The sequence below is a fragment of the Parabacteroides gordonii MS-1 = DSM 23371 genome (assembly GCF_000969825.1).
GTDB lineage: Bacteria > Bacteroidota > Bacteroidia > Bacteroidales > Tannerellaceae > Parabacteroides > Parabacteroides gordonii.
The window spans coordinates 1,520,983-1,546,981 of the sequence record NZ_KQ033919.1; the positions used below are offsets into that span (position 1 = coordinate 1,520,983).

Annotated in this window: 20 protein-coding genes; 12 read left to right on the forward strand and 8 right to left on the reverse strand. The window is 47.9% G+C overall.

The features are described 5' to 3' along the window. Window positions 1-145: 145 nt before the first annotated feature. The gene (locus HMPREF1536_RS06150; protein ID WP_028727687.1) at window positions 146-874 is read left to right on the forward strand and encodes a nitroreductase family protein; all 729 of its coding nucleotides are present in this window, start codon (window positions 146-148) and stop codon (window positions 872-874) included. 136 nt (window positions 875-1,010) lie between these two features. Here HMPREF1536_RS06150 and HMPREF1536_RS06155 read toward each other — a convergent pair whose 3' ends face one another. Together HMPREF1536_RS06155 and HMPREF1536_RS06160 are read right to left on the reverse strand one after the other, a co-directional pair. After that, the gene (locus HMPREF1536_RS06155) at window positions 1,011-1,481 is read right to left on the reverse strand and encodes a glucosaminidase domain-containing protein (RefSeq protein ID WP_028727237.1); all 471 of its coding nucleotides are present in this window, start codon (window positions 1,479-1,481) and stop codon (window positions 1,011-1,013) included. A 25-nt stretch (window positions 1,482-1,506) separates the two neighbouring features. After that, a complete protein-coding gene (locus HMPREF1536_RS06160; RefSeq protein ID WP_046151782.1) occupies window positions 1,507-1,968 on the reverse strand; it encodes an HU family DNA-binding protein in 462 nt (153 codons plus the stop codon). A 226-nt stretch (window positions 1,969-2,194) separates the two neighbouring features. Here HMPREF1536_RS06160 and HMPREF1536_RS06165 point away from each other — a divergent pair, with 226 nt between their 5' ends. Further along, entirely contained in the window at window positions 2,195-2,419 is a 225-nt protein-coding gene (locus HMPREF1536_RS06165; protein ID WP_028727239.1) for a DUF4248 domain-containing protein, read from the forward strand. 259 nt (window positions 2,420-2,678) lie between these two features. On the opposite strand, the gene HMPREF1536_RS06170 is transcribed toward HMPREF1536_RS06165, so the two are convergent. The 3 genes from HMPREF1536_RS06170 to HMPREF1536_RS06180 all read right to left on the reverse strand — a co-directional run bounded on the left by HMPREF1536_RS06170 (window position 2,679) and on the right by HMPREF1536_RS06180 (window position 9,059). After that, a complete protein-coding gene (locus HMPREF1536_RS06170; RefSeq protein ID WP_028727240.1) occupies window positions 2,679-4,793 on the reverse strand; it encodes a VapE domain-containing protein in 2,115 nt (704 codons plus the stop codon). Window positions 4,794-4,907: 114 nt separating this feature from the next. Further along, a complete protein-coding gene (locus HMPREF1536_RS06175; RefSeq protein WP_225607976.1) occupies window positions 4,908-5,294 on the reverse strand; it encodes a hypothetical protein in 387 nt (128 codons plus the stop codon). A 270-nt stretch (window positions 5,295-5,564) separates the two neighbouring features. After that, window positions 5,565-9,059: a DUF6383 domain-containing protein gene (locus tag HMPREF1536_RS06180; RefSeq protein ID WP_028727242.1), complete on the reverse strand. Its 3,495-nt coding sequence runs from the start codon at window positions 9,057-9,059 to the stop codon at window positions 5,565-5,567. A gap of 712 nt (window positions 9,060-9,771) precedes the next feature. Between HMPREF1536_RS06180 and HMPREF1536_RS06185 the strand changes: the two genes are divergently transcribed. From HMPREF1536_RS06185 to HMPREF1536_RS06205, 5 genes are read left to right on the forward strand one after another with little or no spacing between them, the layout of a single operon-like run. After that, entirely contained in the window at window positions 9,772-12,069 is a 2,298-nt protein-coding gene (locus tag HMPREF1536_RS06185; protein ID WP_081693287.1) for a TonB-dependent receptor, read from the forward strand. Between the two features lie 48 nt (window positions 12,070-12,117). Then, on the forward strand, window positions 12,118-13,533 hold the full coding sequence (locus HMPREF1536_RS06190) for a DUF4374 domain-containing protein (RefSeq protein ID WP_028727244.1): 1,416 nt from the start codon (window positions 12,118-12,120) through the stop codon (window positions 13,531-13,533). An 18-nt stretch (window positions 13,534-13,551) separates the two neighbouring features. Next, complete coding sequence (locus HMPREF1536_RS06195) at window positions 13,552-14,382, forward strand: alpha/beta hydrolase (RefSeq protein ID WP_028727245.1); 831 nt, start codon at window positions 13,552-13,554, stop codon at window positions 14,380-14,382. Further along, complete coding sequence (locus tag HMPREF1536_RS06200; protein ID WP_028727246.1) at window positions 14,379-15,575, forward strand: PepSY-associated TM helix domain-containing protein; 1,197 nt, start codon at window positions 14,379-14,381, stop codon at window positions 15,573-15,575. Before HMPREF1536_RS06195 ends, HMPREF1536_RS06200 begins: the two co-directional genes overlap by 4 nt. A gap of 51 nt (window positions 15,576-15,626) precedes the next feature. After that, window positions 15,627-18,236 carry a DUF5686 and carboxypeptidase regulatory-like domain-containing protein gene (locus tag HMPREF1536_RS06205; protein WP_028727247.1) on the forward strand — a complete coding sequence of 870 codons (2,610 nt, stop codon included), beginning with the start codon at window positions 15,627-15,629 and terminating at the stop codon, window positions 18,234-18,236. 67 nt (window positions 18,237-18,303) lie between these two features. Here the strand turns inward: HMPREF1536_RS06205 and HMPREF1536_RS06210 are convergent, their stop codons facing one another. Continuing rightward, a complete protein-coding gene (locus tag HMPREF1536_RS06210; RefSeq protein WP_028727248.1) occupies window positions 18,304-19,068 on the reverse strand; it encodes a DUF6599 family protein in 765 nt (254 codons plus the stop codon). Next, complete coding sequence (locus HMPREF1536_RS06215) at window positions 19,065-20,219, reverse strand: DUF362 domain-containing protein (RefSeq protein ID WP_028727249.1); 1,155 nt, start codon at window positions 20,217-20,219, stop codon at window positions 19,065-19,067. The genes HMPREF1536_RS06210 and HMPREF1536_RS06215 overlap by 4 nt, the downstream gene beginning before the upstream one ends. A 95-nt stretch (window positions 20,220-20,314) precedes the next feature. Between HMPREF1536_RS06215 and HMPREF1536_RS06220 the strand changes: the two genes are divergently transcribed. The 5 genes from HMPREF1536_RS06220 (at window position 20,315) to HMPREF1536_RS06240 (ending at window position 25,503) form a co-directional block, all read left to right on the forward strand. Beyond that, window positions 20,315-20,692 carry a thioesterase family protein gene (locus HMPREF1536_RS06220; RefSeq protein ID WP_028727250.1) on the forward strand — a complete coding sequence of 126 codons (378 nt, stop codon included), beginning with the start codon at window positions 20,315-20,317 and terminating at the stop codon, window positions 20,690-20,692. Between the two features lie 123 nt (window positions 20,693-20,815). Next, complete coding sequence (gene eno / locus HMPREF1536_RS06225) at window positions 20,816-22,096, forward strand: phosphopyruvate hydratase (RefSeq protein WP_028727251.1); 1,281 nt, start codon at window positions 20,816-20,818, stop codon at window positions 22,094-22,096. Window positions 22,097-22,289: 193 nt separating this feature from the next. Next, window positions 22,290-22,619 carry a DUF6686 family protein gene (locus HMPREF1536_RS06230; protein WP_044191867.1) on the forward strand — a complete coding sequence of 110 codons (330 nt, stop codon included), beginning with the start codon at window positions 22,290-22,292 and terminating at the stop codon, window positions 22,617-22,619. 62 nt (window positions 22,620-22,681) lie between these two features. Further along, complete coding sequence (locus HMPREF1536_RS06235; protein ID WP_028727253.1) at window positions 22,682-23,032, forward strand: hypothetical protein; 351 nt, start codon at window positions 22,682-22,684, stop codon at window positions 23,030-23,032. Between the two features lie 161 nt (window positions 23,033-23,193). Next, the gene (locus HMPREF1536_RS06240) at window positions 23,194-25,503 is read left to right on the forward strand and encodes a TonB-dependent receptor (RefSeq protein ID WP_028727254.1); all 2,310 of its coding nucleotides are present in this window, start codon (window positions 23,194-23,196) and stop codon (window positions 25,501-25,503) included. 91 nt (window positions 25,504-25,594) lie between these two features. Here the strand turns inward: HMPREF1536_RS06240 and HMPREF1536_RS06245 are convergent, their stop codons facing one another. Then, window positions 25,595-25,960, reverse strand: a complete 366-nt coding sequence (locus HMPREF1536_RS06245) for a DUF2023 family protein (RefSeq protein ID WP_028727255.1) — start codon at window positions 25,958-25,960, stop codon at window positions 25,595-25,597. Window positions 25,961-25,999: the final 39 nt, after the last annotated feature.

Below are 25,999 nucleotides of genomic sequence, written 5' to 3' on the forward strand. Positions count from 1 at the left end.
GTGGTTTGCGCTGCGATCAGCTTACGCATAAAGAAAGAAGCCGGATGACGTAAATCATGTTAAAAGCCCTTCCGGTAGAAAGACAATCGACTGAAAATTTTGTTTTAATTTAATACGAGTATCAAACTATATACATTTATATATGATGAATTTAGAAGATGTTTTGAATTACCGCCGTTCCGTGCGGGTATTTGACAAAGAGAAACATATAGATCCCAAAAAGGTAAAGCACTGCCTGGAATTGGCAACTCTGGCACCCAACAGTTCAAACATGCAATTGTGGGAGTTTTACCATATCACGCAGCCCGATTTACTGGCAAGCATATCAAAAGCCTGTTTCAATCAAACGGCTACTTCCACAGCGTCCGAGGTCGTTGTCTTCGTTACACGACAGGATCTGTATAAGGAGCGGGCGAAGTTCGTCCTCGATTTTGAAAAAGAGAACATTAAACGATACAGTCCCAAAGAACGCCAGGAGAAACGCATCAAAGACAGGGAACTGTACTATGGGAAAATAATGCCGTTTATCTATGCCCGGTTTTACGGGATCTTGGGGTTTGCGAGATTTATAATATCCAGGGCTATCGGCCTTTTCCGTCCTATGATGCGTCAGGTATCCGAAAGCGATATGCGTGTCGTTGTCCATAAATCCTGTGCGCTTGCCGCCCAAACCTTTATGATCGCGATGGCAAATGAGGGGTATGATACCTGTCCGTTGGAAGGTTTCGACAGCAAACTAATCAAAAAGCTCCTGAAACTGCCTCATGGCGCTGAAATAAATATGGTCATTGCCTGCGGAACGCGGGATGGCAACAAAGGGATCTGGGGAGAACGAGGGAGAGTGGCTTTTGATAAAGTATATCACCGAATTTAATAACCTCACATACAGGAGTAACCGGGGGATATGCATCCCCCGGCACTAAATCACCCTTGCTTCTTTCTTCCTAACAGGAACCCCAACAATTCCATGATAAACTGAAGGATCGTCCTCACCTTGTTTCCTTTCTCACTCATACGCTTTCATTATTTAGATTATACACCAGGGGTACCAGCGACTGTGCAATGCTTTCCAGCATCCTGCAATATGTCTCACGGTTATCCCCGTTCACTTCACTGATATACCGGCTGTAAGCGATCTCACGGGCGTATGCCCGGGGGTAATGGCTCACGGCGGCCGCCTGTTTGTAGACAGTAGAGATCAGGCGGGCGAAATCGAGAAAACTGTTTTCAGGCCGGTCGTAACGGCGGAACAACAGGCCGTCCGGCTTATCCGGATCCGTCTTGCCACCATGCCAGTAAGCATTGGTAACGCCATAGCCCGTCAGCCCGAAAAAGTTATTGTAGCGGGTAGCCAGGGTGCTCTCACCCCAGCCGGTTTCGATTGCAGACTGAGCCAGGATCACTACCGGGTTCAGTCCGTACAACTCACCCGCCAGACGTGCGGCGGGGAAGTACTTCGAGGTAAATGATTGCTTATCCATACGTTGCGACCGGTTCTATGGATAACTACTCGATCACGGGGCGATCGTCTTCACCGCTGCCGCTACCGCCACCTTCCGACGGCTTCGACTCTTCGAGCTTGAAACGTTCGCTCTTGGCCGTCAGGATCAGCTCACGCAACTTCGGCCCGGGGCGGAAACGAAGGCGGGCACGGTACAACATACTGGAAGTGAACTCCTCCGCAGTAACGCTTCCCGAACTGGTCTGCACCAGCTGAAACGTACCCAGCTCGCCACATTGCACCACCTCTCCGCGAGCCAGAAACAAGAGAAGGAATTTGATCAGGCGGTCTATCACCACCTTCACATCACCACTCGAAGCGGTGGAGCTATCAGCAACGATACTGCACAACTCCTCGAAGGTACATGTCCCCGTTGCCCGGGTCTGCGCATAGTGGAGTTTCTCTTTCCCCGCTTCCACATTTTTACTCAGGTTCTTTCTAAGAACCAAATGAAATTGTAATGGCATAACTTTGTTGTTTTTAGTTGATTATTAATTACATATCAAAGATACGACCACCGTCTGCCCCTGTTGAAGTCACAGGTGACAGGACGTAACGAAGCGACATTTTATTTCAGATAATTGCAGATAATTCATTCGCAGAACTAAAAGGAATGCATAAGTAAAAAAAGAAGCAAATACTTGATACATCCATTGATTTTTCGTATCTTAGAGAAATAAACCTATTCATATTATGGAACAAACAACCTTCACGATACGAGCCTACGGGATCGGCGAACTGGCAGCACTTTACAGCCCCCACCTGAGCCGCAGGGCGGCCATCCTGCAACTGTGGCGGTGGATCAATTATCATGGCGTGCTGAAAGCGAAACTGCTTGAATTGGGCTACCATCCCGGCGTACGGAGTTTCACGCCCCGTCAGGTGGAATGTATCATCGAGCACCTGGGAGAACCCTGAAGAAAAGAAAATGACTGCGGCAGCTGTTTTTACTGGCTGCTGCAGTCATTTTCAGTAGCTGCCGCAGCAAAATAAAATAGGTGCGGCAGCCATTTTCTTTATTCGGGGGGCGGATGGGGGCGGCAAAATGGCTGTTTTGAAAACTTTATAATATGATGTTCCTTGTTCCATCTATGAAGGGTTCGTAGATGGAACAAGGAACATACTATACAGAAGTTTCCCAAAAGGGCTTTTTGCCGCCCCCATCCGCCCCCGATTGCTAAAACGGGAGTTTATAATCAGGATGGACACCACCACTATCTTCCTTATTATCAGAATTATCCACCCCATCTACCGGATCATACCCAAAACCTTTGCGGCGGGCTTCTATCTGGTCATTTGTGAGTTCAATGACGGCAAAAAGACGCTTTCCGTGCCTCTTTTGTGACTCAAAACCGGCACTTTTTAACACTTTTCCAAGCTGATTTACGCTCATTGTGGTCACGGAATAGCGTGTTCGTTCCGCTATTTTGGCCATAATTTCGCTGGTGGAAAGCAAAATGTAGACCTCGAAACGCACCGGTTTGCGGAAATAAGTAAAAAGCAATTCCGCTTCGGGACTCGACTGCTGAAAAGGCTCGTTGTTCTCGTTTATCTCCGTTATATCCTTGTCGGCAAACCAGTAGCGGAACCCTTGCTTATAAAGCCCCAATGCCTGGGCATAGATGGCGGCATGATCTATCCCGGAAGTATAATCGATCCGGAGCGTCTCAAAACAAAGGAAACGGCGCGAACCTGTACGGTCGGTCAGTATCTGGCTGTCGTTTACCGTGGCGGCAAAGGAAGCACGGCGCACGAACGTCTCCGCATTACGGGCATACGGGCGGCGTTCGAGGATGGAGTCTTTCGTGATCAGGGCCTTCAGCTGGTTCAACTCCACACGGCTCTGTCCCGACAACTCGTCGAGGATGATCAGGAAGCAATCGCTCATCAGGAGCGACGAGTCTTTGGCCGTAGGATCGAGATTGCCGGAATAGACATAGTTTCTAAGCACGGGTGGTACGAGGTTACGCAGCCAGGTAGTCTTACCCAGCCCCTGTGCCCCACTCAGCAACAAGACCGTATGATTTGCCTTCCGCTCGTTAATGGCACAGGCCACGACAGCCACCAGCCATTTCTTCAGGCATTTCACCCAATATTCGGGGCAAGTGGTATCGACGGTAGCCGCCAGCTGTCCGATAGGATCTGTCTCCCCGTCCCAGGCAGGCAGATTTTCAAAGTAAGACTGGAAAGGGTTGTATTCGGGGCTGAAATCGGATTGGATCACCGCCCGCAGGTCAGACACACGGCAAAACACACCCGCTTTCTGCAAGGCACACCAGACGGAGTTTTCCCAATAGTCGGTCACCTGCTGGAAAGCATCATGCTTCGTCAGGCTCCGGTACTCCACTATACGCCGGACGATATTGCGGCGAAGCTTGAAGTTTGCGGCCAGAAACTCTTGTATCTGAACCACAAAACCATCCCCGCGGGACGAACGGGACGTCCTTTTCACAGTATCATGCTCCTCTGCATGCGTATAAGCACTACCAACCGCTTGCAGGCATTCTTCAGCCGGCAAGTCGGCGAAGTTTTTGCAGGCATACTTCAGCACTTCTTCTTTCACTACCCCCAGCCGGTTGCAGTTGGCGGCAAAGAGATGTACGAAATTGTTGCGGTTGCCCTCGGTATAGGCAAACTTGCGGGTAGTCCGTTTACGGGCGGAAGAGATCAGCTGCATCACATCTTTCCCGGTAATGGCTTTTATCGGCGGCAGATCGTCGGGCAAAGCGCCCTCCCCTTTCAGCCAGGGCTCGAAGCGAGGAGAGAGGTAAAGCTGCGGATCGTACGAAACAAGGCAGAGCCGCCCGACATCGCTACCCGAAGTATCGGCTTCGACCCCCAGCAGGCGCCCGTACCAGTCTTTCACCAGATTATACACAGCCAAATGGTTCTGAGGAGTCAGGTCAAGCCCGACAGCCGGATAGACAATGACTTTGAGGCCATGACCGCGCGGACTGACCCAGCAGGCCACCGTATAGGCAGCCTCGCGCACCAGCCCGAGCAGACGGGGCAGATCGGCCTTCTTCTGTTTGTCGAAATCGAGGATAATCAACGGATTGTAGGCCGTCATACACTCTGCCAGGCGTTTTCCGCGGTAGGTGGCAGAGATGGTTACGGCCGGCAGTCCTTTCTTCAACTGGTCGGCAGCTTCGGAATTCTCTTTGTCCATATAGACGCGGATACGGTTAACAGACGCGGCATACTTGCCATTACGGATATCGGAAAGGATGTCGATCAGATCGACGTCGCCCATACAGGTTCTAAACCGGGCAAACACAGTAACTTTTATCATAACAGATAGTTTTAAATTGAGGAAATCATTATTGCTTTCAAGGTAGATATAATAAGCAAAGGAGCCTATGCTTTTACTTTTTATTATGAGAAACATAGGCTCCGGCAAAAAAAATTATTCGGACTGGTTAGTCTTGTCGTAAATGTCGAGATAGTTTTGCACTGCATTCGTCAACGCTCCCAATGTCAGAAAATCTTTCTCCGGATCGTAGCATATACGAAAGATCGAGTAGAGCGAACGAAGAAAAGGTTTTACTTCATGTCTATCGTTCACTTTCCATTTACGGCTCATCACCAGCGGGCCGATCAGTTCCACGAAATCGGCGGTCAGTCCGTTGAAGACGATAGTTTCTTCCACTATCATATCGTCTTCCCAGACAGCATGCTCCAGCATATGTGCCAGTTTGTTACATTGTTTTTTCACTTCCCGAAGTTCTCCTTCGAGCTGCTCGCAGTGGAGTCTCAACTCCTGTGCCGTCTCTGTCAGCAGAACGGCGTCCAATTTTTTTTCATTGGGTTCATTTTTATTGTTAATAATAGGCCGATGGCCGTTGATTTAATCTTCTCTATAAAAACGAAGCCCCGGAGAACGAATCCCCCGGGGCTTGTTTTTGTCTGTTTTTGCTCTTCACAGAGATCGAACAGAAGAACTTTATTTCATTACTTTAGTATTAATATTGACCGCTTGTTCACCCTCACGGGGTACTTGATTGATTAAAATTACATAGAGAAAACAACCGCGCAGTCAAATTTATTGATTATAAATAGTTTCTTATTTTACGATTGCTTTTACAGCTGCTTCACCTTCTACGGCTACCACTACTACACCTACAGGAGCAGAGATAGTGGCATTGTCAGAAGAAAGAACTGTGTTGGCGATTGTCTGACCAAGTACGTTAGTGATAACGACTTTCTTACCGGCTGCACCGTTGATCGTTACAACACCGTTACCAGCGATAACTGATACAGAAGAAGCGTTGATATCTTCGTTAGCTGTCGGAGTTTCTTCTGTCGGATTTACATTGAATATAGCAGCTTCGCTCAGTTCTGTTACCAGTACAGGTATACCATTATGGATACGAACATATTGAGCTTTCATTTCATCATCTACTTTTTTCGGTTCTGCTTCAATATAGAAGTCAGCGGCATTGCTATCATCAACCAGACGGAATGCGAATGTTGCAGCATTCATCTTGTTTTCACCTTCCATAAGCAAGCTATCCTTATCAAGATTGTGCTTATCAGTAGTATAAATTGAATTGTTTATGATTAATGTGTCTGCAATATGTTTAGCCGGAACGAATGCCAGACGATCATTACCCTGGTACATAGCAGAAGTATTACCAGCAGCAACAGAGTCTGTCAAAGTCACCAAATAACGACCTTCCGTATAAGACGGAGTACCTGCAGTCCAGTGAGGACAATCTTCTGCATAACCATGAATAGGACAAGGAACAGAATCAGTACCTTCAGTAAACTGAACACCCAAAGCCAGCATATACAACGGTTTGTATGTTTCATTGCGAACATAAGCAGTATCAACAAAGATAGAAGCATTGCGTTTCATATCAGCCTTATTGTACATACCCAAGAAATTCAGGCTGTCTTTTGCAAATTCTGTACCATTGTTAGCAACAATGTTTGAAGAGTTTTCATACAAGAAACGAGTTGCTTCGTCTGCTTTGAAGAATTCTACATAAGCAGTATCATTCTTAGCAATGGCATCTTCAATAGTTGCACCTAAGCGACGATAAAGAGGAGCCGGTTCACCTGTCAAAGCAAACATTGAAGTACGGTTTTCCGTTCCGGCAGCTTCCTGATACAAATGCAGGTCGTTGTCGTTTACACTAACTTTTTTGTCATCTGATGTAGTATACAGTACATAGAACGGAGTCTTGTCGTCACCTCTATGCATTGTTTCACGCAACCAGAAGCTTTTTGCATCAGTATCTGTTGCAGTCAGTACATAGCTTCCGTTCTTTTCGCCCACATACATCTTAACACCCTTAACAGTAGTTGTCAGTCTGTAAGCAACCATCTTCAGGTTAGTAGCGATATCTTTAGAACCAGATTCTACAACTGTAGTGTCTTTGTCTAAAATCTTAACTAATTCAGGAATGAAATCCAATGCTTCACCTTTTGTGTCAACAAACAGGACACCATCTTTATTTACATTTACTTTCTTTGTTGCATCCAGTTCGTTGAAATAAGTCAACTGATATTTCTTATACAGAGGAGCATCAAAGTAACCCAGTCTTTCACCACCGTCAGCGATCTTCGTCATTTTCAGCGTATCACCACTTACAACGCCGTAAGCAAACACATTGTCACCGGCTTTGTATAACTGGATAGCTTTATCTGATCCTGTAAGATTTACTTTTGTTTCACGGTTCCAGATTGTTACACGGCCATCGGCATCTTTCTTTGCAACCCACTGTGCAAACGGAAGTTTAGACCAAACATTTTCTGCATCTGCCATCCAAGCATTTGACTGATCAGTCTTAGCACCATAAATCTTACCATTATCGCCATTCTTTACACCTGAAACACATTCGATAACATAGATACCAGATTCGATAGTTGTAACAACTGCATCCGGAGTTCCACCCATACCGTTTGTTGAGATCTTCCACGGATCGATATCCAATGTATTGTCTGTAGCTTTATCAGCTGCAATTACAGTCATCTCAACAATGTTAGAGAAGTCTTTGAAAGATACAACCTGATTAGTGTTTGCAGCAATTGTAGTCTTACCATCAGCCCCTTTATCAAATACGAATGCCGGTTTAATAGAAACAGAGTCGTTTTCTACTGTATAATCCATAGTGAAAGAGTAAGAACCAGCAAAGTCTGTTGCAGGAGCATAGAATTTTTGGTCTGCACTACCTGTACCTCCTATAACATCAGATACAGCATTCAACTTATTCAAAACCAGTTTGAAGTAAGTATCGTTTGTACCTGTTTCGTAAGTAGCAGGAAGAATTGTCAGATATTCGTTTTCGCCTTTTACTTTCAGCATGGCTACCTTTTGATAACTAGCAACAAGTTTTTTTGCAGCTGTTTTTTCAGCATCAGTCTTTACATCATCTGCATAAGTCTTACCAGATGTCTGCATTAAAAGGTTACGATATACCAACTGATATTCTTTATCTGCCAAAGGATTGCTCTGAACTTTCTTATCTTTCGGAGTTGTGAAACCGAATTTTACTGATACGGTAGAACCGTCAGCTGCATCAGAGGCTTGTTTGAATTCTCTAACAAAAGAGGCAAGCAAAGCATCTTCTGTAGCCAAAGTAGTAGCAGCAACTTGCTCTGTTGCATCAGGTAATTCCAACTCACCAACGATAGCCGGAGCGAATGCCAAAGCGGTTGCAGTAACAACTTTTGTTCCTTTCAGATAATTCTTACCACCAGCAGGAGCTACAGTTTTATCGCTTGCAATAATACCACCCAAATTACCATCTTTATCGATAGTTACATCACCGAATTCAGAGGTGTAGTTTTCTAGTGCTGTTAAAGCTGTTCCTAAACCCGAAAAAGAAGTAGACACATTAGTAGTGGTAGTCACACCTTCAAGACCTGCAATCATGCCATTGAATGAACTATTTATAACACCTGCATTAGCATCTTTCAATACTTTTGTTGCTGCTTTAACAGCAGTTACTTCTTCTGCAGTAAGAGATGTTTTAGATGTTACTTTGTTCAATTCCGCAATAGCCTTAGCAAACGCAGTTTCCTTGCCACCCAAAACAACTTCGATAATACCACCAGTTGTAGGATCAGGAGCAGTACTCCCTTCAGCTGCCAATGTAGCAACCGTATACAATTTGTAATCACCGTTAGCAAGAGCTTCATCCCCACCAGGTGTAGCTGTATCCAACCAAACGAACTCGCCCAAGCCTTCAGCCACATGAGCAGTAGCAGCACCAGATTTAGGTAATACCAAAGTCTGGCCTGTTGACTCATTTACAAATGTAAAAGTGTAAGCCTTGTGAGCATCTTGTGTATAAGATACTTTCCATAATGCTTTTGCACGGTTAACTTTAGAAGCAGTTTTTACATCAGCTTTAGGCAACAAAGCTAATTCGCCCTTGTCATTAATGGTCAACACATTGTCGGCTTCATTACCTGCGGCCCATGAACCACCGGCTCCTAATAAAAACGTAGAGCCACTAGCGATCTCTGTATCTACATACGTTTGTGCAGAAGCGCCAAAACAAGTAGCAAACAGTAAGCTAGCTACAAGCGTAGAAAACTTTTTGTTCATAAATTTAAATTTTAATATTAATAATAGTGTTCCTAAAAGTTCTTTAATCTTAGATTCGATACGTTTGGCAATTGTTAAATGACTAGCCAAAACGTTCCTTTTTTCTAGTCATTTTTTTGAGGGACAATTGCTTTCGTGTAAAAAAGAGGGAATTTTATACTAACTTTGCTATCCGGTTGATAAGAAAGCACATAGATTAGGTAAAATAATTTGGAAAAGGATTGCAGATTCAAAATTAAGCAATACCTTTGCATGACTAGAAAAAAGGAACGATTTATCTAGTCAGTCTTTTTTGGGCATCTATCCTTTATTATTCAATAGACTATATATCACATTCACTACCCCCTATTTATATAGATATGTACTCGCGCGCGTTTCATAATAGTCTGTGTATCAATACCCGTTTTTTCAGATTTTCACGAACAATTGTTAAACGGGAATATTTTGCCAGTAAATTGCGCCATTTGTGCTCCCGAAAAGACCATCGAAATACTATTTAAACGGCAATACCTATATATTGCTATTTTCCCCTTCCTTCCCTCTCTGTTTTTTACCTACAATCGGTGATTGATGCGCTTTTCTTTTCAACCGACCTTTGCAACAATTAATAAATGGTAAAAAGATTAAGACATTGAAAGCGATATTTAACACACTTATGTTTGTATTACTCCTTGTATTTCTTTCGGTCGCGGCAAAAGCACAAAGCGGTACGATGATCTCAGGGAAAATAGTATCTACGGAAAAAGAGATCGTCGATTTTGCAACGGTCTATCTGAAAGGTACAAATTATGGGGGAACGACTAACGAAGAAGGTATCTATCATCTGAAAGCTCCTGCAGGAAATTATACACTGGTCGTATCCGCCATCGGTTACAAGACAGTAGAAAAACAGGTCAAACTGATCGACGGGCAACGTGTAAAACAAAATATCACCATCACTCCACAAGCGGAAGAGCTCGACGAAGTGGTAGTTGTCTCCAACGGAGTCAGCCGCCTGAAACGCTCGGCATTCAACGCCATCGCGGTAGATACGAAGGAACTGCAAAACTCCACCAAGAACCTGAGCGATGCACTGGGGAAAGCTCCGGGGATGAAGCTCCGTGAGTCGGGCGGCGTAGGATCAGACATGCAGCTGATGCTAGACGGTTTCAGCGGAAAGCATGTGAAGGTGTTTATCGACGGGGTACCGCAGGAAGGGGTGGGAAGTTCTTTCGCACTGAACAATATCCCCGTCAACTTTGCCGACCGTATCGAAGTGTATAAAGGGGTAGTCCCCGTTGGCTTCGGGACGGATGCGATCGGCGGGGTCGTTAATATCGTGACCAACAAGAAACGCCGCAACTGGTTCCTGGATGCTTCCTATTCATACGGATCTTTCAATACACATAAATCGTATGTGAATTTCGGACAGACCTTCAACAATGGTTTTGCCTACGAGATCAATGCTTTCCAGAACTATTCGGACAACGACTATTATGTAGATGCCCCGGTGAAGGATTTCGAAACCGGTAGCCTGGATACAGAGAACAAAGAACGTGTGAAACGTTTCAACGATACTTATCACAACGAGGCGGTAGTCGGTAAACTGGGTCTGGTGGATAAGAAATGGGCAGACCGCCTGATGTTCGGCTTCACTTACTCGAATATGTATCAGGAGATACAGACAGGGGTACGCCAGAAAACCGTATACGGCCAGAAGCACCGCAAAGGCCATTCGCTGATGCCGTCGCTCGAATACAACAAACGCAACCTGTTCGATAGCGGAGTAGACGTGGCGCTGACCGTCAACTACAACAAGAACCAGACAACGAACGTGGACACTTCCGCCTACGAATATAACTGGCGCGGCGAAAAGCACCTGATGAATTCGCGCGGCGAACAATCCTACCAGCATACCCGTTCGGACAACAATAACTGGAACGGTACACTGACGGCCAATTACCGGATCGGCAAAGCGCATATGTTCACCTTCAACCATGTGTTGAACACCTTCAGCCGCTCCAACACCTCGCTGCTGACCAACGAGGAAATGACGGATGCCATCAACAAGGAGACACGGAAGAATATCTCCGGCCTCTCCTACCGCCTGATGCCGTCGGAACACTGGAACCTCTCCGTGTTCGGTAAATACTACAACCAGTTTGTAGCAGGCCCGATGGCGACCAGTTCCACACAGGACGAGTATGTGCGTACCACCCGCAGCGTCAACTCGATGGGATACGGGGCAGCAGGTACGTATTTCGTTCTGCCCGGCTTACAGGCCAAGCTGTCTTACGAGAAAGCATACCGCCTGCCTACGATCGAGGAAATGTTCGGTAACGAAGACCTCGAAATGGGCGACCTCAGCATCAAACCGGAGAATAGCGACAACATCAACCTGAATATCAGTTACAACCGGACATTCGGCAAACATACCATCTATACGGAAGGCGGCGTGATCTATCGCAATACACGCGACTATATCCAACGTAATATTACCGACCTGAGTGGCGGTAAAGAAGCTGCGACTTATATCAACTACGGTAAAGTACTGACGAAAGGGTATAACATCTCCGCCCGTTACGGTTTCGGCAACTGGCTAAGTATCGGCGGTAACTTTACGCAGATGAACGTACGCGACAACCAAAAGACGGCTATCGGTAGCGGAGCGAACAACATCGCCTACAAACAGCGTATGCCGAACCTGCCCTACCGCTTTGCCGACTCGGACGTGACGTTCTACTGGCGCAACTTGTTTGAGAAAGGCAATACACTGACCGTATCGTACGACAATCAGTATCTGCATGAGTTCACCTATTATTCATCCATCATCGGATCGAATAAAGGGGAATACCTCGTACCGAGCCAGTTCTCACACAACCTGTCTCTGTCTTACACCCTGAAGAACGGACGTTACAACATCTCTTTCGAGTGCCGTAACTTCACGGATGAGAAGCTGTATGACAACTTCAGCCTGCAACGAGCAGGACGGGCTTTCTACGGAAAGGTTCGTGTCTACTTAGGAAATTAATCCCAATATAATAAATAGTAATAAATTCAATATTAAAACAAAAGCAAGATGAAGAAGAACTTCTTTTTAACCGGTCTTTTCGCTACAGCGATAGCCGCACTGACATTTACCGCCTGTGATGACGATCCTACGAATGGTGGTGGCGACGACGGTGGAGACGATGACAAGAATGCCGAATATGTAATCGCGGCTTCGGTTACTGCTTCCGGAAACACGACCAACGTACTGGTAAATGCAGAGACACTGGACGAAGGTACCATTTCGACCATCAACAACGGTGTTGTGAACGATGGTGCCAGCTACTGGGTATTCTATAAGAACCAATATCTATATGCGTTGACTTACAACCAGGGAGAAGCGGGCGGTACTCGTTCGTACATCATGGATGCAAGCGGTGAAGTTAAGAAACGCTCTAAAGAGTTTGCGGTAAAAAGATTTACCACTTATGGCATCTACGACAAATATATCATGACATCCTCTACCGGTGACGGCCCTACGGACTGGAACGACGAGAACGGTTACACACCGAAAGTGTTCCTGATCTCTTATCTCGATGTAGCAGCTGAAACATTTACCACGAATGACACGAACGATAAAGCGTATCTGTCTGAAAACTTCTTGGGTAACGGCGAATACGTAACCCTGGCCGGTTTGCTGGAACATAACAATAAGATTTACACGGCTGCCGTTCCGATGGGTCTCAGCCAGTTCGGTACGAAAGACCAGAACGGCAAATGGATTAAGGCAGGTAACGAAGACCTGGTGAAGAAAGAGTCGGGCGGTTCAAACAGTAGCGCATACAAGAAAGATGAGTTACAATGGACACAGTACCCGAACGAATGCCATGTTGCCATCTTCGACAATGCCGATATGACCAGCAAAAAGATCATCAAGACAGATAAGATCAGCTATGCAGCCGGACGTAACAAGTCGCAGTACTACCAGATGATCTGGGCGGCCGACAACGGGGATGTATATGTATTCTCTCCGAGCTTCGCCAAGACAATGAGCGATCCGCGCCAGCAGACTACTTTACCTGCCGGTGTGGTACGTATCCCTTCGGGAAGCACCGACTTCGACGATTACTACTGCAACCTGGAAGAAAAGACCGGCGGAAAGTCTTTCGTTCGCAGCTGGCATATCACCGGCGACTATTTCATGTTGCTGATGTACGACAGACCACTCACCGAAACAGGTTATGTAGCGAACCAACTGGCTATCTTCAAAGCCGGCGACAAGTCGCTGACGTATGTAACAGGTCTTCCTTCTGCCGATCAGATCTCCGGTTTCGGTAACGAACCGTTTGTTGAAAACGGCAAGGCTTATGTAACCGTAAGCTACACGGAAGGTGGCGGCAACCCGGCAATCTACAAGATCGACCCGACAACTGCTGCTGCAACAAAAGGTCTTACAATCGAAGCGACTCAGGTAAGTGGCGTTGGTAAGCTGACTGCTGCAAACTAAGCCGCAAACGACTGAAAAATGAATTGGATCAAGATCCTTCTTATATTCCTCCTGCTCCCGCTAATCCTGCGGAGCCAGGAGGATATTTATATAGGTAAGAAACAGTCCCTTTACTCTACCGCCTTGCAGGAGAACAGAAACTACTGGATACACCTGCCCGAGAACTACGGACAGGATACAACGCAAACCTATCCGGTGATTTATCTGCTCGACGGTGACTCGTTCTTTCATTCGTTAGTGGGTATCAGCAAGACATTCTCCACGGTGAGAGGGAAGTTCCTCCCGCAAAGTATCATCATCGGTGTGCTGAATGTAGACCGTACACGCGACCTGACGCCTACCGCCTCAGCCGCCGGACGTGACGGAAAGATCGCTCCCGGTGCCATCCCGCAAGGAGGTGGAAGCGAAACGTTCAGCCGCTTCCTGACCGGAGAGCTTCGCGCCGTTATCGACAGCACCTACCGTACCAACGGGAAGAATATGCTGATCGGACATTCCTATGCCGGACTGTTCACGCTCAACACCTTCCTACGCCATACGGAACGGTTCGACACGTATCTGGCCGTCGACCCTAGCCTGTGGTGGGATCAGGGCAAACTGGCGGAAGAAGCAGGTGCATTGATCGAAGGGAAAGACTTCGCAGGGAAAAGCCTGTATATCGGTGTCGCCTCTAAAAAGCGTACCGACCGGGTGGATATCCACCTCAACAAAGTAAACCATCTCCTCACGGAGGTACTGCCGCAGGCGGAGAACCTGCGCTTCTTTAGTAAATCATTCCCCGAAGAGAACCACGGAACAGTCGCTATTCCGGGAATATACAACGGGATCAAACAATTATTCGGAAAATGAGAAAATTATTTGCTCAACTGCATTTATGGTTATCCATACCTTTCGGTATCATCATTGCGATCGTCTGCCTGACGGGAGCCATACTGGTATTTGAATCGGAGATACAGGAACTTTGCCATCCTTCCCACTACTTTGTCAAGGAAGTAAAAGGGGAACCGCTGCCCCCTGCCGCCCTGATCAAAGCGGCACGCCAGCAACTGCCCGACTCGGTCAAGATCAACGGTATCCGTGTCTCCTCCGACCCGAAACGTACCTGGCAACTGGTATTGCCAGGCAAGAAAGCAGCCGCTTTCATCAACCCTTATACCGCCGAAGTAACCGGGATAGCCGACGGACAGGGCTTCTTCATGCAGATGATGCGCCTGCACCGCTGGTTGCTCGACTCTTACAAACGCGACGGTAGCTTCTCGCTGGGTAAGGCCGTTGTTGGATATGCTACACTGGCTCTCGCCATCATCCTGATAAGCGGGCTGGTGATCTGGTACCCCCGCAACAGGAAAGTACTGAAAAACCGCCTGAAGATAAAAACGAAAGCCGGCTGGTATCGTTTCTTCTACGACCTGCATGTATCGGGTGGGTTCTATGCGACATTGCTTCTGTTAGTCCTGACACTAACCGGGCTTACCTGGTCGTTCGGCTGGTATCGTGACGCTTTCTATACTGTATTCGGTGTCGAAACGACCCAAACGCAGGCACATGCACCGGCTGCCACTCCCGCTCCTTCCGCACAGGAAGCTCCCTCCCGCGAAAGAGGGTCGGGCAACCGGGAAGGAAATCGGGATGGTAACCGCGAAAGAGGTTCCGGTGAAGGAAGGGAGCGTTCGCAAAAGCGGACGGATTACAGGCAATGGGCAGAAGTATTGTCTACCCTGCAAAGCCAGTATAAAGAATATAACTCGATCACTATCCAGGATGGCTCGGCAACCGTTTCTACCGCCAGGTACGGAAATACGAGGGGTAGCGACCGCTACACTTTCAACCCGGCAACCGGAGAGATCACGGAAGTCCAGTTATATAAAGACCTTCCGAAGTCCGGCAAGATACGGGGTTGGATCTATTCTGTACATGCCGGAACCTGGGGTGGTATGACGACCAAGATATTAAGTTGTCTGGTATCCTTCCTCGGCGCCGTATTTGCCATCACAGGATATTATTTCTGGATCAAAAAGAAACTGAGAAAAAGAAAGAAATAACGGTAGTCTGGCTTTTAAATGATATATTTGCTTTCATAAAGCATTAATCAGATGAAAACGAGCCTGTTGATCTTTCTATATATATTATTTACGCTGCCTCTGTCCGGCCAGACCCTGACGGGACGGATCGCAGACAAATCAGGAGAACCGATACCCAATGCAACGCTCTATATCCGTGAGATTGCATTGGGTATCACTGCTGATGAGAACGGCGAATTCCGTACCACCCTCCAGAAAGGTTCCTATACCTGCGATTTCAGTTCCCTGGGATATGAAAGGAAAACAGTTCCGGTGCGCATCCCTGAAGATACCCATCTTGTCGTGGAAATGGAGAAGAAGGTATACACCCTTCAGGAAGTGATCATTTCCGCCAACCGGGAAGACCCGGCCTATGCCATCATGCGGAAAGCGATCGCAATGGCACCTTTCTATCTCCACCAGATAAAAAGCTATGAGTCGACAATGTACGTGAAAGGAACGGTCAAGATCGACAAAATACCCCGCCTGATGACATTGGGCGCGGATGGTAAAAAGCTGAAGAACCTGGCAAACAAGCTGTTCCTGATCGAGTCGCAGAACGAGATCACTTTTACAGCCCCCAATAAGTATGAGCAGAAAGTCCTGGCCTTCTCCTCCACGGTTCCGGTCAACCTCGATGCCAGCCAGGCTATGACCGTTATGACGGCCAATATCTATGACCCGGATGCTTTCGGAAGGATCTCCCCGCTTGCTCCGGGAGCTTTCACCTACTACAAATTCTCACTCGAAGGTGTATCGATGGATGGAGACCATATGGTCAATAAGATACGGGTACAGCCAAAAAAGAAAAACCCTAAGCTGGTGACCGGCTGGCTCTATATCATCGAGAACAGCTGGAATGTTCAAAGTGCCGACCTGAGTGCCACGGAGCTAGGCGTAACAGTCCGTTTCACGGCTACTTATAATGAAGTCAAGCCGTACGCTTACCTTCCTACCTCCTATGATATCGACATGGATATAGATGCGATGGGCGCAAAGGCGACCGGTAAGTATTACTCATCCATCCAGTATAAAACGGTCGAACTCAATGAAGCCCAGGGCGTTATCCGTCCGAAGGAAAAGCAGTCCCCTACCCAACCTGCCCGGCAAGCGGTCTCTCCCAAACAGGAGAAGGCCAGGAAGCAACTGGATGCCCTGATCTCCAAAGAAGAACTAAGCAACCGGGAAGCCTACAAAATGGCCCGGTTAGTGAAAGAGGCAACCGAACCGGAAGAGAAAAAGAAAGAACGGGAGTCGCTGGAGATTACTCCGGGCGATGCCAATGTACGGGTAACGGTAGATACATTGGCTACTACCCGCGACACCTCATACTGGCAGACTATCCGCAATCTGCCCTTGCAAAAAGATGAAGTTGTAAGCTACCAGATCAGAGATAGTATCAAGCATACGATCGACTCGCTGCGCAGCAAAGACTCCCTCCAGAACCGGACATCCGGCTACTGGATCGGGAAATTGATCAGCGGCGAAGAGATCGCCTTAAGCAAAAAGATCAAGGTAGGTTACAGTGGATTACTCAGGGCCTGCCCGCAATACGACTTTGTAAACGGTTTCTGGCTGGGGCAACAATTCTCGTTCCGCACCGACTTTACCAAAACGAGGTCGTTGCTTATCTCGCCTTCCGTTTATTACACGACAGCGCGTAAAGCAATAAACTGGCAGGTCGACGGCAGTTACAGTTATGCACCGGAGAAAAGCGGGAAACTGTCTCTCGCCGGGGGAGAAACGACTGCTGACTATAACAACGAAACAGGCACGATGTTACTGATTAACTCCCTGTCGTCCTTATTCTTCGGCAAGAACCCGGTAAAGTTCTATCAAAGGAAGTTCATCGATCTTTCCCATTCAATCGAACTGGCCAACGGGCTGCCTTTAAAGACCGGTCTCAGCTATGAAAAGCGCCATGCGCCGGAAAACAGCCAGTCGTACAACTTCGCCGGAAATACCCCGTCTTCCAACCTGCCGCATGGAAGGACGGGATATATGCCTGACAACACAGCCTTAAAAGCGGGTATACAGATTTCGTACACTCCCCGGTATCATTACTGGAAACATCGTGGAAAGAAGATATACGCCTACTCCCATTACCCGACTTTCTCGCTGGAATATGAAGCCGGGATACCGACAGGTTCTTCCACCTCCGCCTCATTCAGCCGGTTGGAAGGGAGCATTCATCAAACGATAAAGATAAACGAGTTCGACAAGATCGGTTACTATATCAACGGCGGTAAGTTTCTATCTTCCCGGCGGGTGTTTTTCCCGGACTTCAAGCATTTCGAGACAAACGAGTTATTCCTGACGGGAAGTTCGCTGAATAACAGCTTCAGCCTGATAGACAACTATGCCTGTTCGACTGACAGGCAATGGTTGCAGGTACACCTCAACTATACATCCGACTATCTTCTGTTCAAACGGCTGCCGTTCCTGCAAAGTACGCTCTTTAATGAGGCGCTCCATGCCCGTAACGTATGGATACCCGGCAGGAACTATGCCGAGTTCGGATATTCCGCCGGCTTCAGCGACATTGCAAGGGTAGGTGTTTTCGTCGGCCTGTCCGGGGGACGATACGATGCGGTAGGCTTCACGATCAGCCTGCCGGTGCTTAAATCGATGAGGTTCAAATAAAAGGCTCAGGCTTTCAACCGGTATTCCGAAGGGGATAGATTGAACTTTCGCTTGAAAGCCGTACAGGTTAAAATCCGAACCCACCGTGATCGTCCTCTTCAGCTTCCTTTTCTTTCCCTGTGAGATAGACAAAATCGTCGCCGCTTTGAATAATATCGGTGGCAGGAATTTTCTTTTTTAAGGCTTCCGCATCGCCCTTTTCCCGTAGACAGACCAGGGCACGGTAACTTTTCGAAGGTTTATCGGCGATGAACCACACACCCGTATAGGAGATACCTTCCAGATAATGCATCAACGAAGTGCTCACACCGGATATACCTATCGGGCCACGCAGGAATTTCAGCTTGCCGGAATAAGGGGAAAGGGAAGCCAACGGCTCCGGTATCTGCGGGTTATCGTTCCCATCCATCGGCAGATAGTAGCGGATCAGCTCGTCCACCCGGCTCCGGGCGGCCGCTGAACCAGAAGGGAAGACCACCGACACATATTTATTTCCGGCCACAGCCTGCAACTGGTAGGGCGACAGGCAATCGATGCATCCCAGGGTATCCGCCCGCTGACAGCGGAACACGTGAAGGGAATAGATACCGAACGCGTCTTCGGGCGTGGGCATATCGTAGATTTCGATGGTATATTCCTGCCCTTCGTAGACGACATCGCGGGCAACCAACCGGCTGACACCGTATTCGAGGAACTGCTCCGCGCCCCCATTCATAAAACCGTAGAGGCCGGAACCGGTAAACGTGCGTTCGCGCTTTACTTCCACTTCCTGCGCCGCGAGCAGAGCCGGGACAAGGAGCAGGAAGATGAGCCATTGTGTGATGTGTTTCATGCCTGCGGGTCTATTTCGATTAGTTCGATACGGTCTTTGTCGGCGATGCCGAGTTGGAACTCCTGCGCCATATCCATGAAGGTGCGTGCGCCGGCTTTCTCTTCTTCCTGCACGCCTTCTTCGATGCGTTTGGCGATCACCATGTCATAGCCGATACGGTCGACGGCCACCGGGTCGGTACCGACAAGGAGCGTATTATAATGGCAGATGAACTGCGGGTTGGCAGCGGGGCCACCGTCGAAACAGCCGATCATGCCGTCGGTGATATTCAGTACCACCTTGTCGCGCAAGGGTGGGAAGGCGCAAACGGAAGCACAGGTGTCGTGCCACATCGGGCCGTGCAGTCGGGCGGTATTGGTGATGGAACCGAAAGCGAGGTTCTTCATGCAGGAAGTGATGGTCGTCCCGGCATTTTTCAGGATGGGGACGTTGATGATCTTGGTGACCATTTCGGTGCATATCCGGGTGAAGTAGGAATGTTTGCCGCCGTTGATCATAAAGGGCATGGTGTAGGCGTCATATTCGCCTTCGAGGTCAACGAAGAAGAATTGGTCTTTGTCGATGCGTTCTTCGCCGTAGAAGCGGCCTTCGGCGTTGATGTAGCTGCCGTTCTCGTCCTGATACTCAGTGCCGATGATCCGGATTCCGGGATAGTTTTCGGGGGTGAAGCCCGATTCTTTGAGGTCGGCTTCGCGGCGATCCCAGATGATGATATGGTCGCGTGAAATGCCGGCTTCCTCAAGCTGGTTGATGATGGATTGCGTGAGGGCGTGTGAAGTGGACAGCAGTTTACCGGCAATGGGGTTGACTTTCAGTCCGATCACATCGTCGGGGGTGACGAATTGCAGCCAGGCTTCCCGCAGGTTATCCTGTCCGGTGAGCTGCTGCATACATTTCTTCAGCATCCCGTAAGTGATTTCTTCGGATGGCTGGCCGTCGACGATGCAGCCGGGATGGGTCGCACGGGCTACTTTGCCGGGGTAACGACCGGGCATGGAGTGCTGGTTACGGGGGATGGCGAGGGCATCCTTTACGTTGGTTGCGGGCTTCTCCTTGGCGGTATGTGCCAGAGGTGCGGCCTTGACGATGGGGGAAAGAGCTGCGCTCACTCCACCGAGGGCTATCGAACGGAAAAAGTTTCTTCTTTGCATGGTATTGAGTTATTAAGTTATTTGGATGCTAAGGTATTGATTTCAATTTATAAAACCTTTACTTTTGCCCTATCATAAATATAACCCAACACAAAATGTTAGAAAAAGGATTACAATTCATCAGTCATGAAACAGTACGGACTGAAAACTATGCAAAGACAATGGGATCGGGCGATCTGGAAGTTTTTGCAACTCCGTCGATGGTTGCACTGATGGAAAATGCCGCCATGTATGCCGTTGCCAACGAGCTGCCTGCCGGATCGACTACCGTCGGTGCCCTCATCAACGTGACGCACACCAAACCATCCGCCCCGGGCGAAACAATCACCGCCTGTGCCACCCTGCAGGAAGTGGACGGTAGAAAGCTTACTTTCTCCGTTACAGCCAGTGATAGCCAGGGGGTGATCGGCGAAGGTACTCACGTCCGTTATATCGTCGACCGGGAGAAGTTCCTGGCGAAGCTGAAGCGGTAAGCTCCTCTCCCCCCGCCTGTACCCGAAAATAGGTATTTTGCCGGGTTAAAATGCCCATTTATAGTGATTTCACATGCTGTTAAATCTCTCTACATTTGCCTTCGTCTTAAAAACGAACAAACAATGAAAATAGAAAAGATTACAGGACGTGAAATCCTCGACTCAAGAGGTAACCCTACCGTAGAAGTAGACATTTTATTGGAATCAGGTGTAATGGGACGGGCTTCCGTTCCTTCCGGCGCATCGACCGGCGAACATGAAGCGCTTGAATTGCGCGACGGTGACAAGAAACGTTATTGCGGTAAAGGGGTACAGAAAGCTGTTGATAATGTTAATAAAATAATCGCTCCGGCTCTTGTCGGCATGTCGGCACTCGACCAGGTCGGTATCGACCAGGCTATGCTGAAGCTGGACGGTACAAAGACCAAATCAAACCTCGGAGCCAATGCCATCCTCGGCGTTTCGCTGGCTGTTGCTAAAGCGGCTGCCAACTATCTGGATATTCCTTTATACAGATATATCGGTGGAACAAACACGTATGTGATGCCTGTCCCGATGATGAATATCATCAATGGCGGTTCACATAGCGATGCACCGATCGCTTTCCAGGAGTTTATGATCCGTCCGGTGGGCGCTTCTTCTTTCAAGGAAGGTTTGCGCATGGGTGCCGAAGTATTCCACGCACTGAAAAAGGTATTGCACGATCGCGGCCTGAGTACGGCTGTCGGTGACGAAGGTGGTTTCGCCCCTGCACTGGAAGGTACCGAAGATGCGCTCAACTCGATCCTCGCCGCTATCAAGGCTGCCGGATACGAACCGGGCAAGGACATCATGATCGGCATGGACTGTGCTGCTTCCGAGTTCTACAAAGACGGTATCTACGACTATACTAAGTTCGAAGGGGACAAAGGCGTTAAACGTACTTCCGACGAACAGGTGGATTACCTGGAAAAACTGATCGACGCTTATCCGATCGACTCTATCGAAGACGGTATGAACGAAAACGACTGGGATGGCTGGAAGAAGCTGACCGATCGTATCGGCGACCGTTGCCAGTTGGTGGGTGACGACTTGTTCGTAACCAACGTCGACTTCCTTTCCAAAGGTATCCAGGAAGGCTGTGCCAACTCTATCCTGATCAAGGTAAACCAGATCGGTTCGCTGACAGAAACACTGAATGCTATCGAAATGGCGCACCGTCACGGCTACACTACCGTAACATCCCACCGTTCAGGTGAAACGGAAGATGCTACCATCGCCGACATCGCTGTTGCCACCAACAGCGGACAGATCAAGACAGGTTCATTGAGCCGTTCCGACCGTATGGCTAAATACAACCAGCTGCTTCGTATTGAAGAGGAACTGGGCGAACGTGCGGTATATGGTTACAACAGATTGAAATAATTAAACAAATATCATAATCGCTAATTTGCAAGCTAAAGCTAATTTTTAGATAAAAGCTTCTCCGTGAGGAGAGGCTTTTACCTTTTTATAGGTAATGGGAACAGGTGATTTTACCTTCTTATGGCGATTGTGCATTTCCCGGAGAATGAAGACCTTTGGAGATAGAATAAACAGTATATCCCAACTATTCATTATGACAATTATAAATAAGACATTCAACGGCCAGCTTACCTTCTGCAAATGTTGCAATACGTATAGCCTGGAATTCGGTAACTTCTTCTTTTGCTTCACGGAAGCGGGCTTCCACAGCTTCAGGAATTACGTGAACAGTATCGATGGCGACTTGTCCGAACAGCGTAACCAGCATTTCGCTTCCAACCGGAAGATCTGTATAAAGGTACAATCCGAAAGCATCTATTTCTGCCTTAACAAGATGGAACTGGCGGAACTGAAAGAACTTCTCTCTGCCAAACGAAACGGGAAGAAAAGCCCTTATCTGGCACAGAACTATTCCTTGAATTAATGGGTCTTAACAACCTTCCATATTGCCCCTTTCAATAATATACCTACCTTTGCAACAAGGTGATGGAGAAGTATAGGAAATATTTGCGGATTGCACTCCCGGCGTTGTTTATCGCATACCTGGGATGTTTGATAGCTTTTACCCACGTTCATATCGTCAACGGGGTAACGATTGTCCATTCGCACCCCTATCATAAAACCGACGACGGACGCCCCGACCATGAACATGGTTATGCGGAATTCCAGTTGCTTCACCAACTATCGACTATCCAAATTAGCGGAGCTGCCTTTGTAGCCTTACTACTGGCAGCTTTCCTGACAGCATTATTCAAAGTATCCTGCCATCCGGTCTATCCGGATTATCTGGTTCCCATACAAGGGAAACCGTCTCTTCGTGCTCCGCCTGTAGCCTGATAAATAAAGACTTTTATTACAAGGATGCCTATCGACTAATAGGAACATCCCTTATTTTTATATTTTTGACCTGGGTCGGAAATATAGAACATCGGGTACTTTATATTTGAAAGTACCTGACCATCAGTCATTATATTACCTATTTATCAGAACAAATCAATATGAATAAGATTATAACACTTATACTATGCCTATGCTGTGCCGTTACGACTACATGGGCCACAGAAGAAGAGAAAATGAACGCATCGGATGCTAACGTATTCGGGCATGTATTGGACAAGGAAACCGGTGAACATCTCCCCTTTATTACCGTTATGCTGAAAGGGACAACCATCGGAACGACTACCGACAACTCCGGCCATTATTTTCTGAAGAACCTGCCGGAAGGCAAGTTCACCCTCGAGTTCAAGTACCTGGGATACAAGACAGTCACCCGGGAAGTCAAACTGGAGAAAGGAAAAACGCAGGAGATCAATGTCGAGATGGAAGAAGACCGCATCGCACTGGACGGGGTGGTCGTTTCGGCCAACCGGAGTGAGACGTCGCGCCGCCTGGCTCCTACACTGGTAAATGTCATCGACTCCAAAGTATTTAATACGACCAGTTCGGTTAATCTGGCGCAGGGTCTGAACTTCCAGCCCGGTGTGCGGGTGGAGACAAACTGCCAGAATTGCGGTTTCCAGCAGGTGCGTATCAATGGGCTCGACGGGCCTTATACGCAGATACTGATCGACTCGCGTCCTATCTTCAGCGCACTGTCGGGCGTGTACGGACTGGAACAGATCCCTGCCAACATGATTGAGCGGGTGGAAGTGATGCGTGGTGGCGGTTCGGCCTTGTTCGGTTCGTCTGCTATTGCCGGGACAATCAATATTATCACAAAGGAACCGCTCCGTAACTCGGGCGAACTGACACATACGCTTTCTTCGATCGGGGGAAGCGATGCTTTCGACAATAATACGACACTGAATGCTTCACTGGTTACGGAAAACGGGAAGGCCGGAATGTATATCTTCGGCCAGAACCGCCACCGCTCCGGTTACGATCATGATGGGGACGGTTATACGGAATTACCGAAACTGAAGAACCAGACAGTCGGCTTCCGTTCTTATGTCAAGACCGGCACATACAGCAAACTGACTTTCGAATATCACCACATGAACGAATACCGCCGTGGCGGAAACATGCTCGACCGTCCGCCCCATGAAGCGGATATTGCCGAACAACTGGAACACTCCATCGATGGTGGCGGCCTGAAATTCGACCTTTTCTCAACCGACTACAAACACCGCCTCAGCGTATTCACCTCCGCCCAGAATACCGACCGCGACAGCTATTATGGCACAGGTAAAGACCCGAACGCCTATGGCAAGACAACCGACCTGACCTGGATGACCGGAACCCAATATGCCTACAGCTTCGATAAGTTCCTTTTCATGCCGTCAGACCTGACCGCCGGCCTGGAATATAACTTCGACCATCTGAAAGATGAAATGGTAGGTTACAACCGTTTCACCAACCAGAAGGTACATATCGAAAGTGCTTTCCTGCAAAATGAATGGAAGAATGCCCGGTGGAGCTTCCTGATCGGCGGCCGCCTGGATAAACATAATATGATCGATCATGTGATATTCAGTCCGCGTGCCAACGTACGGTTCAACCCGACGGAGAATATCAATATACGCGCCAGTTATTCGAGCGGTTTCCGTGCCCCGCAAGCGTTCGATGAAGACATGCATATCTCCGCCGTAGGTGGTGAGGTTGCCATGATACAACGGGCGAAGGACCTTTCGGAAGAAAAGTCGCAGAGTTACAGCACATCCGTCGACTTCTATCACCGTTTCAAAAACGGCATCCAGGTAAACTTCCTGGCCGAAGGTTTCTACACTAACCTGAGCGATGTATTCGTGTTGGAAGATATAGGGAAAGACGAACAGGAAAACCTGATCAAAGAACGGCGCAACGGCTCGGGAGCCAAAGTGATGGGACTGACCTTTGAAGGGAAAGCAGTGCTCACCTCTTGGCTATCCCTGCAGGCCGGAGTCACATTGCAACGAAGCCATTATAAGGAAGCGGAGAAATGGAGCCAGGATGAAAACATCCCTGCCGAAAAGAAAATGTTCCGTACGCCTAATACCTACGGATATTTCACCTCCACAGTAACGCCGGTCAAACGTTTCACGGCCTCCCTGTCAGGAACCTATACCGGCAGTATGCTCGTACAGCATTTAGCAGGATATATTCCGGCAGACAAGGCCTTCAAAACACCCGATTTCTTTGATATGAACATAAAGCTGGCTTACGAAATCCCCCTGTACAAAGAAATGAAGCTGGAAGTAAATGCCGGCGTGCAGAATATCTTCGAAGCTTACCAGTCCGACTTCGACCAGGGGCCGAACCGTGATTCCTCTTATATCTACGGCCCGGCTACACCCAGAAGTTACTTCGCCGGGATCAAGATCAGTTACTAAATAAAAAGAGAGAGAAACCGGAAGTCCTTACAGGATCTTTAGTTTCTCTCTCAATAAACAATTTTAGGGAAAACTTAAAACAACCATATCATCAGGCAGATGTCAACCGCTGCTTTTTCCTTGTACAGAAACGTTCGCATTGCATGCAAATATCATATCCAAGTAAGGCTCCCAGAATGAAATCCTCCTCCGGGGTAAGCAAATTCAACGGACGGGTCACCAATAAGCGGATGGCTTCTATGCATTCAGGTCTTCCGAAATAAATATTGACACTTCTCTCTCCTGCGTCCTGTTTTACATAACAAATCTGTTGACTTTCCAAACGGTCGGTAACAACTTGCTCATACGATTTATTGATTGTACACAACACCATGCTCCGTATGCCTTTCTTATATTCATAGATATGATTAAGAAAAACTTTCACCTCTCCGGGTACTCTGTTTCTGGCTGTTACCATCTTGCCTGCTGATATTATCTTAAAAACTACAATTCGGGG

What these genes read in the sequence shown, in the direction of transcription:
- HMPREF1536_RS06205 (WP_028727247.1), top strand. Translation starts at nt 15,627, where the DNA reads ATGAAAACGAGCCTGTTGATCTTTCTATATATATTATTTACGCTGCCT.
- HMPREF1536_RS06235 (WP_028727253.1), top strand. Translation starts at nt 22,682, where the DNA reads ATGGAGAAGTATAGGAAATATTTGCGGATTGCACTCCCGGCGTTGTTT.
- HMPREF1536_RS06245 (WP_028727255.1), bottom strand. Translation starts at nt 25,960, where the DNA reads ATGGTAACAGCCAGAAACAGAGTACCCGGAGAGGTGAAAGTTTTTCTT.
- HMPREF1536_RS06155 (WP_028727237.1), bottom strand. Translation starts at nt 1,481, where the DNA reads ATGGATAAGCAATCATTTACCTCGAAGTACTTCCCCGCCGCACGTCTG.
- HMPREF1536_RS06170 (WP_028727240.1), bottom strand. Translation starts at nt 4,793, where the DNA reads ATGATAAAAGTTACTGTGTTTGCCCGGTTTAGAACCTGTATGGGCGAC.
- HMPREF1536_RS06150 (WP_028727687.1), top strand. Translation starts at nt 146, where the DNA reads ATGAATTTAGAAGATGTTTTGAATTACCGCCGTTCCGTGCGGGTATTT.
- HMPREF1536_RS06160 (WP_046151782.1), bottom strand. Translation starts at nt 1,968, where the DNA reads ATGCCATTACAATTTCATTTGGTTCTTAGAAAGAACCTGAGTAAAAAT.
- HMPREF1536_RS06185 (WP_081693287.1), top strand. Translation starts at nt 9,772, where the DNA reads ATGATCTCAGGGAAAATAGTATCTACGGAAAAAGAGATCGTCGATTTT.
- HMPREF1536_RS06190 (WP_028727244.1), top strand. Translation starts at nt 12,118, where the DNA reads ATGAAGAAGAACTTCTTTTTAACCGGTCTTTTCGCTACAGCGATAGCC.
- HMPREF1536_RS06200 (WP_028727246.1), top strand. Translation starts at nt 14,379, where the DNA reads ATGAGAAAATTATTTGCTCAACTGCATTTATGGTTATCCATACCTTTC.
- eno (WP_028727251.1), top strand. Translation starts at nt 20,816, where the DNA reads ATGAAAATAGAAAAGATTACAGGACGTGAAATCCTCGACTCAAGAGGT.
- HMPREF1536_RS06210 (WP_028727248.1), bottom strand. Translation starts at nt 19,068, where the DNA reads ATGAAACACATCACACAATGGCTCATCTTCCTGCTCCTTGTCCCGGCT.
- HMPREF1536_RS06230 (WP_044191867.1), top strand. Translation starts at nt 22,290, where the DNA reads ATGACAATTATAAATAAGACATTCAACGGCCAGCTTACCTTCTGCAAA.
- HMPREF1536_RS06220 (WP_028727250.1), top strand. Translation starts at nt 20,315, where the DNA reads ATGTTAGAAAAAGGATTACAATTCATCAGTCATGAAACAGTACGGACT.
- HMPREF1536_RS06165 (WP_028727239.1), top strand. Translation starts at nt 2,195, where the DNA reads ATGGAACAAACAACCTTCACGATACGAGCCTACGGGATCGGCGAACTG.
- HMPREF1536_RS06240 (WP_028727254.1), top strand. Translation starts at nt 23,194, where the DNA reads ATGAATAAGATTATAACACTTATACTATGCCTATGCTGTGCCGTTACG.
- HMPREF1536_RS06180 (WP_028727242.1), bottom strand. Translation starts at nt 9,059, where the DNA reads ATGAACAAAAAGTTTTCTACGCTTGTAGCTAGCTTACTGTTTGCTACT.
- HMPREF1536_RS06195 (WP_028727245.1), top strand. Translation starts at nt 13,552, where the DNA reads ATGAATTGGATCAAGATCCTTCTTATATTCCTCCTGCTCCCGCTAATC.
- HMPREF1536_RS06215 (WP_028727249.1), bottom strand. Translation starts at nt 20,219, where the DNA reads ATGCAAAGAAGAAACTTTTTCCGTTCGATAGCCCTCGGTGGAGTGAGC.